A 16,089-nucleotide genomic window follows, 5' to 3' on the forward strand; every position below is an offset into this window, starting at 1 on the left:
CATGGAGCGTATCCCGATCCTGCGGATGGGCGACCTGCTGCTGGTCACCATCCAGGTGGACATGCACGACCAACTGGCGATGACACTACAGGAAGATCTGTCGGAAAAAATCAGCGCCACCTCCGCGCGCGGCGTGCTGATCGACATCTCCGCACTGGACATCGTCGACTCCTTCATCGGCCGCATGATCAGCACCATCTCCGGGCTGGCCGCAGTGATGGACGCCAAGACCGTGGTGGTCGGCATGCAGCCGGCGGTGGCGATCACCTTGGTCGAACTGGGCCTGACCCTGCCGTCGGTGCGCACCGCGCTCAATGTCGAACGCGGCATGCGCTTGTTGCAGCAACCCGATCGCGATTCATGACCACAGGGTCGCAACCGGTACGCACCGAACAGGATGTGGTGCTGGCCCGGCAGACGGTGCGCAAGCTGGTGGTGCAGTGTGGCCTGCGTCTGGTCGACCAGACCAAGCTGGTCACCGCGGCCAGCGAACTGGCCCGCAACACCGTGATCTACGGCGGTGGCGGCGATATGGACTGGGCACTGGTGGAAAACGGCATCCGCAAGGGCGTGCAGCTGACCTTCCGCGACGAAGGCCCCGGCATTCCCGATCTGGATCTGGCGCTCACAGACGGCTGGACTTCCGGCGGCGGACTTGGTCTGGGCCTGTCCGGCAGCCGGCGGCTGGTGGATGACTTTGTGTTGGACACCACGCCGGGTAAGGGCACGCGCATCACCATCACCACATGGAAGTGACGGTTACCGGTGACGTGACCCGCCTGTTTCGCGTCGACGAAGCTAGCCAGGTCGGGCAGGCGCGGCGTGAATCGACGGCACTCGCGCAGACGCTGGGGTTCGACGAAGCCGCCTGCGGTCGCGTTGCGCTGGTCGCCACCGAACTTGCCACCAACATGCTCAAGCATGGGCGTGGCGGCTGCTTTCAGTTGTCGGGCGTGGCTGCGCGCGAGGGCATGGGCGTGGAAATCTGCGCCATCGACGAAGGCCCGGGTTTTACACTGGAAGATGGCCTGCGCGATGGCTATTCCACTGCCGGCACACCGGGCACCGGGCTGGGCGCGATCAAGCGCAAGGCGCAGGTGCTGGACGCGTACTCCGATGCCAAGGGCGCGATCGTGATGGTGCGGCTGTTTGCGCAACCACGCGCCGAGCTGGACCTGCCGTATGGCGCGGTGCGCGTGCCGCTGCATCACGAAGTGGTATGCGGCGACGCCTGGCAGTTGGCGATCCGCGAGCAATGGGTCACCGTGACCTTGATCGACGGCCTGGGCCACGGGCAAGGCGCGGCCGACGCCGCCGATGCCGGTACGCGCGCGCTGGTAGCGGCCAGCGGCGAGCCCGGCGAGCTCATCGCACGCCTGCATGCCGGCATGTCCGGCACCCGCGGTGGTGCGGCGGCGGTGACGCAGTTCGACAGCCGCACCGGCCAGGTGCGCTTTGCCGGCGTCGGCAATATCGTCGCTTCGCTGTGCGATGGCGATGGGGTGCGCGGCATGCCGTCGCATCCGGGCATCGTCGGGGTGCAGTTTCGCAAGGCGCAGCCGTTCGATTTTCCGAATGCGACCGGCAAGCTGCTGGTCATGCACAGCGACGGCCTGCAAACGCGCTGGAATCTGCGCGATCACCCGGCGCTATTGTCACGCCACCCGCGTATTGTTGCGGCGGTGCTGTTGCGCGATTACGCGCGCGGCCGCGACGATGCCTGCGTGTTCGTCATGCGTTTGGGAGCCCTGCAATGAAGTCATCCGACGCCGCATCGGCAGCCGATCCGCTGGCCGAACTCGACGCGCTGCGGCAGCAGAACCAGGCCTTGCGCGAGGAGTTGGAAGAAACCAACCAGGGCGTGCTGGCGCTGTATGCCGAGCTCGATCAGCAGGCCGAACAGTTACGTGATGTGTCCGAGCTCAAGAGCCGCTTTCTGTCGTACATGAGCCATGAGTTCCGCACGCCGCTCAGTTCGATCCTGAGCATCACCCGCCTGCTGGAAGACGGCATGGACGGGCCGCTCAACGCCGAGCAATCCAAACAGGTGCGCTTTGTCAGTGCCTCGGCGCGCGAGCTCACCGAGATGGTCGACGACCTGCTGGATCTGGCCAAGATCGAAGCCGGCCGCATCGCCATATCGCCGGGCTGGTTCGACCTGATGGATCTGTTCTCGGCGTTGCGCGGCATGTTCCGCCCGCTCACCGATGCCGGCAGCACCACGTTGATCTTCGAAGATCCGCCGGCGCTGCCGATGCTCTATACCGACGACAAGAAGCTGGCGCAGATCCTGCGCAACTTCATCTCCAACGCGCTCAAGTTCACCCCGCACGGCCACGTGCGCGTGTTCGCGCAGCTGGAAGGCGACACCCATGTGCGCTTCGGTGTGCAGGATACCGGCATCGGCATTCCGGCCGAGCTGCACGAGGCCTTGTTCGAGGATTTCGTGCAGGTGGATTCGCCGCTGCAAAAACGCCTGACCGGCACCGGCCTGGGGCTGGCGATCTGCAAGCGCTTCGCCGAGCTGCTCGGTGGCAGGGTGGGGATCAATAGCGTGGTTGGCGAAGGTTCCGAATTTTTCGTGGTGCTGCCGGTGACGCTGGCGGCGGAGAACGCACTTGCCCGGTAGTCATCGGATTCTGGTGGTCGACGACAACGCGGTGACGCGTTATTCGGTGCGGCGCGTGCTCGAGCATCATCAATTCGTGGTCGAAGAGGCCGGCACCGGCACCGATGGCCTGGCCAAGCTGGCCACGCACGCGTTTGCCGCAGTGGTGCTGGACGTCAACCTGCCGGATATGAGCGGCTTCGACATCGTGCGCAGCTTGCGTGCCGCCCCGCGCACCGCGCTGCTGCCGGTGGTGCATGTGTCGGCCGCATCGATCGCCACCGGCGACATGGCCACCGGGCTGGATGCCGGTGCCGATGCGTACCTGATCCATCCGGTCGACCCCAGCGTGCTGGTCGCCACGCTGCGCACGCTGTTGCGCGCCCGCAATGCCGAAGATGCATTGCGGATCAGCGAGGCCCGCTTCCGCGAGATCTTCGAGCACATCAGCGCGCCGATCGCCGTGGTCGATTCCAGGCTGCACACGCACGAAGCCAATGCGGCCTTCCAGCGCCTGATCGGCAGCGCCACGCCCGGCGATGCGATCCAGGCGGCGGGGCTGGACCAGGCGACAACCGTGCATGCCCTGACCACCGCGCTGGCGCAACGCGCGCGCTGGAGCGGCACGCTGTCGATCATCCGCGATGGCAAGCTGTGCGAAACCGAGTGGCGGGTGTCGCCGTATCGCGAGCCGGATCTGGGCTTGTTGCTGGTCGAGGACGTGACCGAACAGCGTCTGCGCGAGCGCGAACAACGCCAGGAGCTGGACACCGCCACCACCGAGCTGGCGCACCAGATCGCCGAGCGCCAGCGCACCGAAATCCAGCTGCTGCAGGCGCAGAAGATGGAAGCGCTGGGAAATCTCACCGGCGGCATCGCGCACGACTTCAACAACTTGCTGACCAGCATCATTTCCGGGCTGGACATGATCCAGCTGGCGGTGGAATCCAACCGCATCGAGCGCGTGCCGCGGCTGGCGGAAATTGCCACCGGCTCGGCGCATCGCGCTGCCGCGCTGACCCAGCGCATGCTCGCGTTTGCACGCAAGCAATCGCTGGATGCGCAGGCGTTCGACATCAATGCACGCGTGCGCTCGCTGGAAGACATGCTGCACCGTTCGATCGGCGAGAACATCGTGCTGGAACTGGATCTGGCGCAGACGCCGCTGGTCGCGGTGGCCGATGCCAACCAGCTCGAAAATGTGGTGCTCAACCTGGTGATCAATGCACGCGATGCATTGAAGGGCAAGGGCACCATCCGCATTCAAAGCGCCGCCTACACCGCGCGCAACGATCCGGAACTGGACGATGGCGATTACGTGGCGGTGAATGTGATCGACAATGGCAGCGGGATCGAGCCGGCCATTCTCAATCAGGTGTTCGAGCCGTTTTTCACCACCAAACCCATCGGCGAGGGCACCGGCCTGGGCTTGTCCATGACCTATGGGTTTGCGCGTCAATCCGGCGGCACCGCGCGCATCACCAGCACCGTGGGCCGTGGTACCACGGTGGCCTTGCTGTTGCCGCGCGGGCTTACGGCAAGCGAGGTGGCGCCAGCACCGCCGCCCAGATCGCCGCGTCACCGTCACGAGCGCATCCTGCTGGTGGACGACACCGATGTGGTGCGCATGATGGTGAGCGAGGTGCTCAGCGATGCCGGCTACCACGTGACCGAAGCCGAAAATGCCAATGGCGCGCTGGAGCAATTGCGTGCCGGGGTGGAGATCGATCTGGTGGTGTCGGATGTGGGCCTGCCCGGCATGAACGGGCGCGACATGGCCGATGTTGCGCGCGCGCTGCGGCCCGGCTTGCCGATCCTGTTCATCACCGGCTACGCCGAAAACGCAGCCACGCGGCAGGAATTTCTGGCCGAAGGCATGGCCTTGCTGCCCAAGCCTTTCAGCCTCAACGATCTGCTCAACATGGTTGGGCAGATGCTTGACAGCAGTGTGCTTGCCGCCCGCGCATAACGCCAGTGGTGTGCTTGCCCGCGCTCAGCGCGGAGTGTTTATTTCCTCGCGCCTAGCGCGACTTGTTTATTTTCCCGCGCTTAGCGCGCGTGGGCATACGGGCCAAAGGTGGCGCACAAAAAACCGCCTGCTGTCAGCACACGGCCAGTGCGGGCATGCCGTTTCGCCATGCCACACGCGTGCAATGGCATGGGTGTAGACCTAGCGGCATGTGCGCTGCGGCACGCTTGCCATAGAGCTGCAACATTGCTGACATATCGTGCGCGCGGCGCCACCTTGCGCCTTCGTCCGGCATGCCTGTGCCGACGGACGTCACCTCACTCTACTTAGAGCGGCTAACAAACGTAGCGAGCGGTCGTCAGGTGGGTGCAGACGGCGCGCAGGAACCGGAGTGTACGAGTGGGTACATGAGGATTCCGAGCACCGGCTGCGCCCGCCTGGCGGCCGCGCAGTAGTTTGTTAGCCGCTCTTACTCCAAGGATCACCTCGTATGTCGTTGTACTTGTCTATCTCCGCGTCCCTGACGTCCGCCGCCACGCATGCTTCTGCACGCCGTCGCGCCGCCTTGCAGCGCACGCCGCTGGCGCGCGCCTGTGCCGGCCTGTTGCTCGCTTCGATGGCCGCCGCCGCATCTGCGCAGCAAACGCCGACGACCCAGGGCGAGGGCAGCGCGACCGCGCTGGATACGGTCACCGTCACCGCCGAGCACCGCGAGCAGAACCTGCAGGAGGTGCCGGTGTCGGTGGGCGTGGTGCAGGGCGCGGCGATGCGCGAGTTCACCGCAGGCGGCGACGACACCTTGCTGGCACTGTCCGGCCGCGTGCCGGGCTTCTATGCCGAGACCACCACCGGGCGCATCTTCCCGCGCTTCTATATCCGTGGTCTGGGCAATATCGATTTCTATCTCGGCGCTTCGCAGCCGGTGTCCATCATCCAGGACGATGTGGTGCTGGAGCACGTGGTGCTCAAATCCAACCCGGTCTACGACGTGGACCAGGTCGAAGTGCTGCGCGGCCCGCAGGGCACCCTGTTCGGCCGCAACACCACTGCCGGCATCGTCAAGTTCGACACGGTCAAGCCCGGCGATACCTATACCGGCCGCCTCGATGCCAGCTACGGCAGTTACAACACCGTGTCGCTGGATGGCGGCTTCGGTGGGCCGATCAACGACGTGCTGTCGTTCCGCGTCTCGGCCTTGTATCAGCACCGCGACGATTGGGTGGACAACACCTTTGCCGGCACCAGCGCCGATGGCACGCGCACGCCGCGTAAGGATGCGATGGGCGGCTACAACGACCGCAATGCGCGCCTGCAGTTGCTGCTCAAGCCCAACGACGCGTTCTCGCTGCTGGGTTCGGTGCATACGCGCGACTACGACGGCACCTCCACGTTGTTCCTGCGCAATGCCGTGACGCGTGGCAGCGACAAGGTCGACGTGCCGCGCGATCGCGTTGCCTACGACGAGGCACACGACAACCCGCAGGCGTATCAGACCGACGGCGGCTCGATCAAGGCGATCTACGATTTTGGCGGGGTCTCGCTGACCTCCATCACAGCCTACGAAACCACCTCCGGCTACAGCCGTGGCGACACCGATGGCGGCGCGGCGGCGAACTACCCGGTCAACGGCGTGCCGAACGGCTTCGGCCAGTCGATGGGACAGATCCGCGATCTGGATCAGTACACCCAGGAACTGCGTCTGGCCAGCGAAGGCGACGACGCACTGCAATGGCAGGTGGGCGCGTTCTACTTCGATGGCCGCGACACCACCGATTTCTATCAGCGTGCGTTTTTTCTGCAGACCGCTGCGCGCAATCCCAATAACTGGGTGCGGCTGCGCAACACCAACACGTCATGGGCCGGCTTCGGTCAGCTCAGTTACAAGGCCACCGACGCGCTCACCCTGACCGCCGGCATCCGCCAGACCAAGGACACCAAGGAAACCCGTCTGCTCAAGACCGCCGACACCGCCGCCGGTGCGGTGACATATCGTGGCCGTCGCGACGTGCGCATGTCCGACACCCAGCCCAGCTGGGACCTCAGCGCGATGTACGAAATCAATCCCGAGCTGAGCGTGTATGCACGCGTGGCGCGCGGCTTCCGCGGCCCCACCATCCAGGGCCGCAGCGCGGTGTTCAACTCGGATTTCACCACCGCCGATTCGGAAACCATCCTGTCGTGGGAAGCCGGCATCAAGAGCAGCCTGTTCGACAACCGGCTGCGCCTGAATGTCAGCGGCTTCACCTATACCGTCGATGATATCCAGCTCAACGGCAACGATTCGGACGGCAATGGCGTGCTGTTCAATGCCGACAAGGCCAAGGCCTACGGTCTGGAAGCGGACCTGGACTGGCGCCCGATCTCCAACCTGTCGCTGACTGCTGGCCTCAGCCTGCTGCACAGCGAAATCCAGGACAAGCGCGTGTTTGCGCAGGCCTGCGCGCTCAACGGCGTGGTGGTGTGCACGGTCAACGACCCGACCATCCGCGTCGGCGCCAACACCTTTGCGCAGATCGACGGCAACCCGCTGCCCAACGCGCCCAAGTACAACCTCAACCTGGCCGCGCGTTACGACATCCCCGTGGGTAACGACGGCGCGTTCTTCGTCTCCACCGACTGGAACAAGCAGGGCGAAACCAGCTTCGTGCTGTACGACTCCACCGAGTTCCGCGCCGACGGCAATTTCGAAGGCGGCCTCAAGCTCGGTTACACCGGCGGCTACGGTGCGTGGGAAGTGGCGGCGTTTGCGCGCAACATCACCAACGAGAAAAACGTCAAGGGTGTGATCGAAAACTACATGGCGGCGGTCTACAACGAGCCGCGCATCGTGGGCGTGTCGGTCAACGTCAACTGGCAATGAGTCGCTGATCGACTGACTGCATCACCGCATCACAGCGACATGCGCGTCGCTGTGATGCTTGGTGCGACAACCGAGCCCGCTGCGTGCAGTACGCAGCGGGCTTTTTGTGTCAACGGCTGCGCAACACCGACTGCACCCAACTGACGATCTGCGTGCTGCTCACCGCACCGGAATGACGGCCCAGCTCGCTGCCGCCGCGGATGACCAGCAAGGTGGGAATGCTGCGAATGCCAAAACGCGTGCCCAGCGCCGGATGCAGGTCGGTATCCACCTTTGCCAGACGGACCTGCGGTTCCAGCAATGCAGCGGCTGCGGCGAACTGCGGCGCCATGCTCAGGCACGGCCCGCACCACGGTGCCCAGAAATCCACCACCAACGGCAGCTCGCTGCGCACTGCATGCTTGTCGAAATCGACAGTGGACAGCGCTACCGGTGCCCCGAGAAAGAGCGGCTGATGGCAGCTGCCGCAGTTGGGCGCATCGCGCAGACGCGCGGCCGCTATGCGATTCATCGCGGCGCAGCTCGGGCAGGCCACCAGCAGTGGTGCGTTGGTCATGCGGGGGTCTCCAGTGAACAGGCAACATCATCAATGTGTTGCGCCCACCCACCAATGGCGGCGAACGCGGCCGCACACCAGTGGCATGGCGGTGGTTGAAGATGTTGTGCTGGAGGCAGCCGAAAACAACCTCGCTGCGGTGTCTGCTGCAGCGTGCGACATGCGTATCCGCGCTGTCGCATGCTGTAGCGCTCAGCCTGTCTGTCCCAACCTCAGCACCGGAACGAAGCCGCCGCAGATCAGGCGCTTGCCGTCGAACGGCATCGGATTGACCGCCGGGTCCATGCGCGGGTCGGCCATCATCTTCTGCATGCCGGCATCGCGGGTGGCCTTGTCGGGCCATTCGATCCAGGAAAACACCACGGTTTCATCGTCGCCGGCCTCGACCGCGCGATGGAAGTCGGTCTGTTCTCCGTGCGGGACTTCCTCGCCCCAGCACTCCACCACGCGCAGCGCACCGTATTCGATGATCACTGAATCGCCCATGCGGGCATGCTCCAGAAATGCAGCCTTGTTGGCAGTGGGTACGGCAAGCGCAAAACCATCCACATACGACATACACCACCTCCGCAGATACGGCGCACGGCGTGCGCCTGATAAGAACGACGAATCGTCATTAGAATCGACAATTCAATCGCACTGGGTGATGCGCGTTTGATGGGTTCGCCAGGTGGCGTGACCGCGTCTTGTTGAGCCTGCGCAACGGCGCAGTGTCCTGCTCGTTGTGCTTACGCTGCCAGATTGTGCCGTCGCAACGTCGCTTCGAACACCACATCGCCGTCTTCGTTGCGTGCCTGCAGCGAGCCGCCATGCGCCCTGACGAACTGATCTGCGATAAACAAACCCAGGCCCAAGCCCTGGCTTGCGTGGAAGCTGGCCTTGAATGGCTCGAACAGACGCGGCATCAGACTGTCGGGGATATGGCCGGCGTTGCGCACCGACAAACGCAGCGTGTCGCGCTGGCGTCCGTCCAGGTGCACGCGCACCGGCTGGCGCGCGCCATGCAGCACTGCGTTGCCGACCAGATTGGAGACCACCTGTGCCAGCCGATCGCCGTCGCCGTCGCCGTGCAGATCGCCTTCGCTACGCAGGTCGATCGGCGTGTGCGGATTGGCCTGCGCCACCTCGTTCACCACGCTATGGGCCACCTCGCCAAGATTGCAGGGGCCAAACTGCATCGACAGCCCGTCGGTACGCAGGCGCGAGAAATCCAGCAGCTGCTCGACCATGCGTGCCATGCGATGCGCGCTGTTTTCCAGATGTTCCAGCGTGCGTGCAGCCGAGCCGTCGGCGGCCACATCCAGGCTCAGCTTGTCGGCACACAGCAAAATCACCGACAGCGGCGTGCGCAGGTCGTGGGTCAGCACCGCCATCATGGTTTCATTGAGGGTGAGCGCGCGTTCCAGCGAGGCGTTGCGCGCCTTGAGCAGGCGCCGCTGCTGATACAACTCGATGAACACGTTGACCTTGCTCAGGATCACGTGCGGCTCGATGGGCTTGTGCAAAAAATCCACCGCGCCGGTCTCGTAGCCCTGAAACGCGCGCATCGGGTCGTTCGGCGATGCCGTCAAAAAAATGATCGGCACATGCCGGGTGCGCTGCGAGCCGCGCATCAGTTCGGCCAGCGAAAAGCCGTCCATTTCCGGCATGTGCACATCCAGCAATGCCAACGCCACATCGTGTTCGAGCAACAGTTCCAGCGCCTGCGCACCGGAGGCTGCGCACAGTACCTGGATGCCGTCGCGCTGCAGCAGCGCTTCCATCGCCACCAGATTCTGCGGCACGTCGTCCACGATCAGCAGCTTGGCCGGTTCGGTAGTGGTGCTGTCTGCAGCCAGACCGGTCGCGGTGAGATTCATCGGTGGAAAGTCTCCAGTCGGCTGCAGATCGCCTGCAAGGTGAGCACCGCATCGGCACCGGCGTGGGCGATGGCGGAGGCGGGCATCAAGGGAGACGCCGCATCGTCGGGCAGCTGGATCCAGGCGGTGCCGCCGACCGCGCGCACCGCCGCCACGCCAGCGCTGCCATCGCTGCTGGCGCCGGTGAGCAGGATCGCCAGCAGGCGTGGCCCGAAGACATCGGCGGCCGATTCGAACAAGGGGTCGATCGCCGGGCGCGAGAACAGCACCGGCGCATCCATCGACAACGCCAGGCTGTCGCGGTTTTCTACCAGCAGATGATAGTCGGGCGGGGCGATGGTCACAGTGCCGGCGAGCAGCGGTTGCTTGTCCTCTGCCTCGCGCACCGGCAAGGCGCAGCGTGCATCCATCAATTCGGCAAGATGGCTGGTACGGTCGCGTGGCAGATGCAGCACCACCAACACCGGCATCGGCAACTCTGCAGGCAGGCTGGACAACAACGCCTGCAACGCCATTACACCTCCGGCCGATGCACCGACCACGATCGCCTCGAAGTGCTGCCACTCATGCGCGCCGCTCATGCCGCCTTCCGAAACAGACGTTGCTCGCGGGCCACGGTTTCGAAGGCCTGCGCATGCGCGCCGAACTGCAGCGATTCCTTGCTGCCCAGCCCCAGAAAACCACGGTGCACCAGCGCGTCATGGAACAGACCCACCGCGCGATCCTGCAGGGTGCGGTTGAAGTAGATCAGCACGTTGCGGCACGACACCAGATGCACTTCGGAGAACACCGTATCGGTGGCCAGGCTGTGATCGGCAAACACGATGTGGCGCTTGAGGCGGCGATCGAACACCGCGCCGTCGTAGGCGGTGGTGTAGTAATCGGACAAGGACCCGCGGCCGCCGGCCTCCAGATAATTGCGGCTGAACTGCGCAATGCGGTCGATGCCGAAGGCGCCGGCTTCGGCCATGCCCAGCGCTTCGGGATTGATGTCGGTGGCGTAGATCACCGCTTTTTCCAGCAGGCCTTCTTCGTGCAGCAGGATCGCCAGCGACCAGACTTCTTCACCGGTGCTGCAGCCGGCCACCCAGAGTTTGATCGAGGGATAGGTGCGCAATACCGGCACCGCGTGCTCGCGCAAACAGCGGAAATACGCCGGGTCGCGGAACATCTCCGACACCTGCACGGTGAAGAACTGCATCGCCTGCGCAAACGTTTCCGGCTCGTGCAGCAGGCGATGCTGCAGATCGGCCACGCGTGCGCAATCGAAGCGGCCCATGGCGTGGCGCATGCGTCGACGCAACGAGGACACCGCGTAATCGCGGAAGTCGTAGTGATAGCGCTGGTAGACCGCTTCCAGCAGCACCCGCAGCTCAAGATCGAACAGCTCCACTGCAGTCATTGCCGCGAGCACCACACCCGGCACAGCGACACCAGCTTGTCCACGTCGATGGGCTTGGCGATGTAGTCGTTGGCACCGGCCTCAAGACAGCGTTCGCGATCGTCGGCCATGGCCTTGGCGGTCAGCGCGATGATCGGCAGATCCTGCCACTGACGATTGGCACGGATCTGGCGCATCGCAGTGAGGCCATCCATCTCCGGCATCATGATGTCCATCAGCACCAGATCCACTTCGTGCCTGGCCAGATGTTCCAGCGCCTCGCGGCCATTGCGGGCGATCTGCAACGTCACGCCCAGCGGTTCGAGCACGCTGGAGAGCGCAAAGATATTGCGCACATCGTCTTCGGCCAACAGCACGGTGGCGCCATCCAGCACCGCATCGCGGCGGCGCGCTTCGCGCAGCAGGCGTTGCTGGTCGCTGGGCAACGAGGCTTCCACGCTATGCAGGAACAGCGTCACTTCGTCGAGCAGGCGCTCCGGCGAGCGCACGCCCTTGATGATGATGCTCTTGGAATAACGGCGCAGGCGTTGCTCTTCGTCGCGTGTGAGTGCGCGCCCGGTGTAGACGATCACCGGCGGGAAGGCGACCGCATCGTTGCCGGCCATGCGTTCGAGCAGGTCGTAGCCGCTGCCGTCTGGCAGCGCCAGATCGGTGACCATGCAATCGAAGGTGGAGCCGGCCAGTTGCTGCATGGCTTCGGCAATGCTGCCCACCGCGACGATTTCCAGTTGATCGCGCGCCAGCAGCAGCTCCAGGTTCGCACGCAGCGCGCTGTCGTCTTCGACAATCAACAAGCGGCGCACGGCGCGTGCATTGGTGTCTTCCAGCTGGCGGATTGCGCCGGCCAGCAGCTCGCGCGTGGCCGGCTTGATCAGATAGCCCACCGCACCGAGTTCCAGCGCGATCTGGCTGCGCTCCATGGCCGAGACCACATGCACCGGGATGTGCCGCGTTGCCGGATCGCGCTTGAGCCGCTCCAGCACGCTGAGCCCGGAGGCATCCGGCAGGCCGATGTCGAGCAGAATGCCGCTGGGGCGCAGGTCCGCTGCCAGCTGCAGCGCTTCTTCAGCGCTGGGTGCCACCACGCAATCGAAATCCAGCTCATGCGCCAGGTCGACCAGGGCTTGGGCAAAACGCGTGTCGTCTTCCACCGCCAGGATCAGCCGGCCGGGACGGCTGCGTTGATCGCGATCGTCGTCGGCGCGCTGGAGCGGCGCTGCACTCGCTGCAGGAATCGGCAGCGGCAAGGCGCTGGACGCAACCACAGCCTGCTCACCAAGACGAGATGCCATCGCCATGCCGCTGGTGTGCTGCGCTGCTTGCGCGGTGTTAAGCGACGCCGGCGGCGCATGCCTTTCCGCAACATTCACACCCTTGGCCGGCGCGCCATCGGTCGGCAATTCCAGCGTGAAGCAACTGCCGCGTCCCGGCTCGCTGTCCACACGGATGCTGCCGCCCATGCGCTGCGCCAGATCGCGCGAGATCGACAGCCCCAGACCGGTGCCGCCATAGCGACGGCGCGTACTGCCATCGGCCTGACGAAACGCTTCGAAGATGATCTCGGTCTGTTCGCGTGCAATGCCGATGCCGGTGTCCTGGACCTTGAACAGCACGCGGCCCGGCGCCTGCGCCTGGAGCGACAGACTGACGCTGCCGTGCTCGGTGAACTTGATCGCATTGGCCAGCAGGTTCTTGAGAATCTGCTGCAGACGCTGACTATCCATGACCAGTTGCGTCGGTGCATCGGCGTCGGCCGTGATCTGCAACGCAAGGCCTTTTTGCCGCGCCAGTGGCTCGAAGGTTTCGCGCAGGCGCTGCAGCACCGAGCTGGTGGCGATGGTGTCGTCGGCCAGTTCCACATGCCCGGCTTCGATCTTGGACAAATCCAGAATGTCGTTGATCAGCGCCAGCAGATCGTTGTTGGAAGAGAGAATCGCCTGCGCATATTTCACCTGCTCGGGGCTGAGCGTGCCGTCCTTGTTGTCGGCCAGCAGCTTGGCCAGGATCAGCGCGCTGTTGAGCGGGGTGCGCAACTCGTGCGACATATTGGCCAGAAATTCGGACTTGTAACGCGAGGCGGTGGAGAGCTCGTTGCTGTTGCGCACCAGCTGGTTCTGCGCAACCAGCAAGGCCTGCTTCTGCGCCTCCAGTGCCTGGGTGCGTTCTTCCAGCTGCACGTTGGTCTGTTCCAGCTCGGCCTGCTGCTGTTCCAGATCGCTTTGCGATTGCTGCAGGCTGCGGCTTTGCTCTTCCAACTCTTCGTTGGTCACGCGCAGCTCTTCCTGCTGGGTCTGCAGTTCTTCGCTCTGGCGCTGGGTTTCTTCCAGCAGGGTCACCAGCTGCGCGCGCAGCAACGCGGTGCGCAAGGCCAGGCCGATGTTCTCGCCACAGCGTGCCAGCAGTTCCTGCTCGCGCGAACCGGCAGTGCGCGGGTCGGTCACGCGGCCAAGTTCGACGATGCCGATCACACGACCATCGGCAGTGACAGGTGCCAGCAGCAGTTCCTGGCAACTGCTCTTGCCCAGGCTGGAGGCGATCTGCAGATGTCCTGCGTCCACGCCGCGCACGCGACGCACCGCGCCACGCTGCAAGGCGTCGCCCAGTTGCCCGGTGTTGGTCGGCAGCGTCTTGGGCATGTCGGCCGGAAGCGCGGTGCCACCGGTCAAACGCAGGCGCTCGCCTTCGATGCGATACAGCGCGCCTACCTGCGCATCCAGCGTGTCGCACAGTGCGCTAACGGCAGCATCGGCCAATGCTTCCGGGCTTTGGTCGCCGCGCAAACTCGCTTCGACCGTGTTCTCTGCCTGCTGCAGCCACAGCGCGAATTCGGCCTGACGCCGCGCGCGGATCGCCTGCGTCACCACCAGCGCCATCGCCAGGAACGACACGCCACCGATGCTGCGGTTGATCGAGGAAAAACTGGAATTGGTGCTGGACGGCGCCAGATTGAAACCCACTGCCAACAACACGCATGACAGCGCGCCCACAATCAATGGAACCTGCGTGCGGTTTTGAAACACCGTCACCCCAACCGCGACGAAGTAGGTCAGCCACACCGCATAGCCAAGCGGTGTGACCAATTCCACAGCGAGCGTCGCAGCCATCAAGGCCCCCGCGATGACCCACACCCAGCGGTCGCGTGTGGTCGAGATGTTCTGCATGAGGCGCGCGGACCTAAGTGGGAGGGCGGTCATGTTAGCCGATAACTTTCACGCGAAATCGCCGGAAATTTGACGCTTTCCGGCCGGGTTGGCTTGCACATGGCCTTCACGTATCCGTCACTATGGTCGCGCGCTTTGCAGGGGGAAACATCGCGTGATGGATGCGGAAACGGCCACCGACACCGTCGGGCCGCTTTCTCACAACAGCCGGCAGTGCCAGCTGTTGCTCGAGAGCATGTGCGATTGCGCGATCTACACGCTCGATACGGGCGGTCACGTGCGTAGCTGGAATACAGCCTGCGAGCGCATTCACGGCTACGCCGCTGCCGAGGTCATGGGGACGCATTTTTCGCGGTTTCATGCGCACGAAGATGCGCCGCGCGGCGAGCCGGCACACCTGCTTGAGATCGCCAGACGCGATGGTCGCGCAGCTGCAGAAGGCTGGCGCTTGCGCAAGGATGGCAGCCAGTTCCTGGCCAGCGTGGTGATCGAGCCGGTATTGGAACTCGACGTGCTGGTCGGTTTTGCCGTGGTGACCTGCGATATCAGCGAACGCCATGCAGCGCAGCAATCGCAGCAGGTGCTGGCGCAGGCGCAACGCAGCCAGGCGCTGGGCCGGTTGACGCGGGGCATGGCGCATGACTTCAACAATCTGCTGACCGTGATGGCGACCAGCCTGGATCTGATCTCGCGGCGTGCGGGCGAGGATGCGCGTCTGCGCACCTTGCTGGGTGCTGCGCAGACGGCAGTGGAGCGGGGCACCTTGCTGACCCGCCACGTGCTCGCCTTCGCACGCGGGCAGCAATCGCCTCCGCAACGTCATGCAGTCAATGCAGTCGTGACCGGCGCGTTGGAACTGCTGCTGCGTGCGTGCCCGGCCGGCATTGGCCTCTCGCTTGAATTGGCCCAGACACTGCCGGATGTGCGTATGGACCCAGGTCAATTGGACGCCGCATTGCTCAACCTGGTCTTCAATAGCTGCGATGCCATGCCCGATGGCGGTACGATCGTGCTGGCCACCGCCGTACAGCGGCGTGCCGCACCGTCCGACCCGCACGCTGCACAGCGCACTTACGTCAGCGTTGCGGTGCGCGATAATGGCAGCGGCATGCCGGCGGATGTCGCGCAGCGCGCTGGCGACGCGTTTTTCACCACCAAGGATGCGGGCAAGAACGCCGGCCTGGGCTTGAGCCAGGTGTTCGGCTTCGCGACCCAATCCGGTGGTTTTGTCGAGCTTGACACCGCACCCGGACACGGCACCACCGTGACCTTGTTTCTCCCGGCCATCGAGGACGCCGAGCATGACTGAATCCCTGCGCTTGCTGATGGTTGAGGACCAAGAAGAGTTACGCGAACTGATCGGCGAGGCACTGCGCGATGCCGGCATCACCGTCGACACCGCCGACGATGGGCACAGTGCATTGCGCATGCTGCGCGAGAGCGGCCCTTACGATGTGGTGTTCAGCGATATCCGCATGCCCAACGGCATGTCGGGCATCGAGCTGAGCGAGCAGGTGACGCAATTGCTGCCGCAGGCGCGCATCATCCTGGCGTCCGGGTTTGCCAAGGCGCAGTTGCCGCCACTGCCGCCGCAAGTGGATTTTCTGCCCAAGCCCTACCGCCTGCGTCAGCTGATCGACATGCTCAAAGGCGTTGCAGCCAACGCGTAAACGT

The 16,089-nt window shown here is 64.4% G+C and carries 14 protein-coding genes and 1 other RNA gene; 8 read left to right on the forward strand and 7 right to left on the reverse strand.

What is annotated here, in order from left to right; genetic code table 11:
• The first annotated feature begins 1 nt into the window (after position 1).
• From NMB96_RS12770 to NMB96_RS12790, 5 genes are read left to right on the forward strand one after another with little or no spacing between them, the layout of a single operon-like run.
• Positions 2 to 364 carry an STAS domain-containing protein gene (locus tag NMB96_RS12770; protein WP_023903148.1) on the forward strand — a complete coding sequence of 121 codons (363 nt, stop codon included), beginning with the start codon at positions 2 to 4 and terminating at the stop codon, positions 362 to 364.
• Entirely contained in the window at positions 361 to 756 is a 396-nt protein-coding gene (locus NMB96_RS12775) for an anti-sigma regulatory factor (RefSeq protein ID WP_006450589.1), read from the forward strand. Before NMB96_RS12770 ends, NMB96_RS12775 begins: the two co-directional genes overlap by 4 nt.
• Positions 747 to 1,757 (forward strand): ATP-binding protein, encoded by a 1,011-nt coding sequence (locus NMB96_RS12780; RefSeq protein ID WP_183086845.1) that lies wholly within the window; start codon positions 747 to 749, stop codon positions 1,755 to 1,757. Before NMB96_RS12775 ends, NMB96_RS12780 begins: the two co-directional genes overlap by 10 nt.
• Positions 1,754 to 2,629 carry a sensor histidine kinase gene (locus NMB96_RS12785; protein WP_043889030.1) on the forward strand — a complete coding sequence of 292 codons (876 nt, stop codon included), beginning with the start codon at positions 1,754 to 1,756 and terminating at the stop codon, positions 2,627 to 2,629. The genes NMB96_RS12780 and NMB96_RS12785 overlap by 4 nt, the downstream gene beginning before the upstream one ends.
• Positions 2,619 to 4,577 (forward strand): response regulator, encoded by a 1,959-nt coding sequence (locus tag NMB96_RS12790; RefSeq protein ID WP_023903150.1) that lies wholly within the window; start codon positions 2,619 to 2,621, stop codon positions 4,575 to 4,577. The genes NMB96_RS12785 and NMB96_RS12790 overlap by 11 nt, the downstream gene beginning before the upstream one ends.
• Before the next feature lie 333 nt (positions 4,578 to 4,910).
• On the opposite strand, the gene NMB96_RS12795 is transcribed toward NMB96_RS12790, so the two are convergent.
• A non-coding RNA gene (locus tag NMB96_RS12795) (sX9 sRNA) lies at positions 4,911 to 4,986 on the reverse strand.
• An 81-nt stretch (positions 4,987 to 5,067) separates the two neighbouring features.
• On the opposite strand from NMB96_RS12795, the gene NMB96_RS12800 reads away from it, so the two are divergent.
• Complete coding sequence (locus NMB96_RS12800; RefSeq protein WP_255084976.1) at positions 5,068 to 7,437, forward strand: TonB-dependent receptor; 2,370 nt, start codon at positions 5,068 to 5,070, stop codon at positions 7,435 to 7,437.
• A 109-nt stretch (positions 7,438 to 7,546) separates the two neighbouring features.
• Here NMB96_RS12800 and trxC read toward each other — a convergent pair whose 3' ends face one another.
• From trxC to NMB96_RS12830, 6 genes are all read right to left on the reverse strand, one after another.
• Positions 7,547 to 7,993, reverse strand: coding sequence for a thioredoxin TrxC (trxC, locus tag NMB96_RS12805; RefSeq protein ID WP_255084977.1), 447 nt, complete (start codon positions 7,991 to 7,993; stop codon positions 7,547 to 7,549).
• A gap of 192 nt (positions 7,994 to 8,185) precedes the next feature.
• Positions 8,186 to 8,551, reverse strand: coding sequence for a DUF1428 domain-containing protein (locus NMB96_RS12810; protein ID WP_255084979.1), 366 nt, complete (start codon positions 8,549 to 8,551; stop codon positions 8,186 to 8,188).
• Between the two features lie 170 nt (positions 8,552 to 8,721).
• Positions 8,722 to 9,852, reverse strand: a complete 1,131-nt coding sequence (locus NMB96_RS12815) for a hybrid sensor histidine kinase/response regulator (RefSeq protein WP_023903155.1) — start codon at positions 9,850 to 9,852, stop codon at positions 8,722 to 8,724.
• Positions 9,849 to 10,433: a chemotaxis protein CheB gene (locus NMB96_RS12820; RefSeq protein WP_183086844.1), complete on the reverse strand. Its 585-nt coding sequence runs from the start codon at positions 10,431 to 10,433 to the stop codon at positions 9,849 to 9,851. The genes NMB96_RS12815 and NMB96_RS12820 overlap by 4 nt, the downstream gene beginning before the upstream one ends.
• On the reverse strand, positions 10,430 to 11,278 hold the full coding sequence (locus tag NMB96_RS12825) for a CheR family methyltransferase (protein ID WP_174705847.1): 849 nt from the start codon (positions 11,276 to 11,278) through the stop codon (positions 10,430 to 10,432). The genes NMB96_RS12820 and NMB96_RS12825 overlap by 4 nt, the downstream gene beginning before the upstream one ends.
• The gene (locus NMB96_RS12830; protein ID WP_023903157.1) at positions 11,251 to 14,415 is read right to left on the reverse strand and encodes a response regulator; all 3,165 of its coding nucleotides are present in this window, start codon (positions 14,413 to 14,415) and stop codon (positions 11,251 to 11,253) included. Before NMB96_RS12830 ends, NMB96_RS12825 begins: the two co-directional genes overlap by 28 nt.
• A gap of 157 nt (positions 14,416 to 14,572) precedes the next feature.
• Between NMB96_RS12830 and NMB96_RS12835 the strand changes: the two genes are divergently transcribed.
• Both NMB96_RS12835 and NMB96_RS12840 read left to right on the forward strand, forming a co-directional pair.
• Positions 14,573 to 15,724 (forward strand): two-component system sensor histidine kinase NtrB, encoded by a 1,152-nt coding sequence (locus tag NMB96_RS12835; RefSeq protein WP_023903159.1) that lies wholly within the window; start codon positions 14,573 to 14,575, stop codon positions 15,722 to 15,724.
• Positions 15,717 to 16,085: a response regulator gene (locus NMB96_RS12840; protein ID WP_006450601.1), complete on the forward strand. Its 369-nt coding sequence runs from the start codon at positions 15,717 to 15,719 to the stop codon at positions 16,083 to 16,085. The genes NMB96_RS12835 and NMB96_RS12840 overlap by 8 nt, the downstream gene beginning before the upstream one ends.
• Positions 16,086 to 16,089 lie beyond the last annotated feature (4 nt).

The organism is Xanthomonas hortorum (genome assembly GCF_024339125.1).
GTDB classification, from domain to species: Bacteria; Pseudomonadota; Gammaproteobacteria; order Xanthomonadales; family Xanthomonadaceae; genus Xanthomonas; species Xanthomonas hortorum.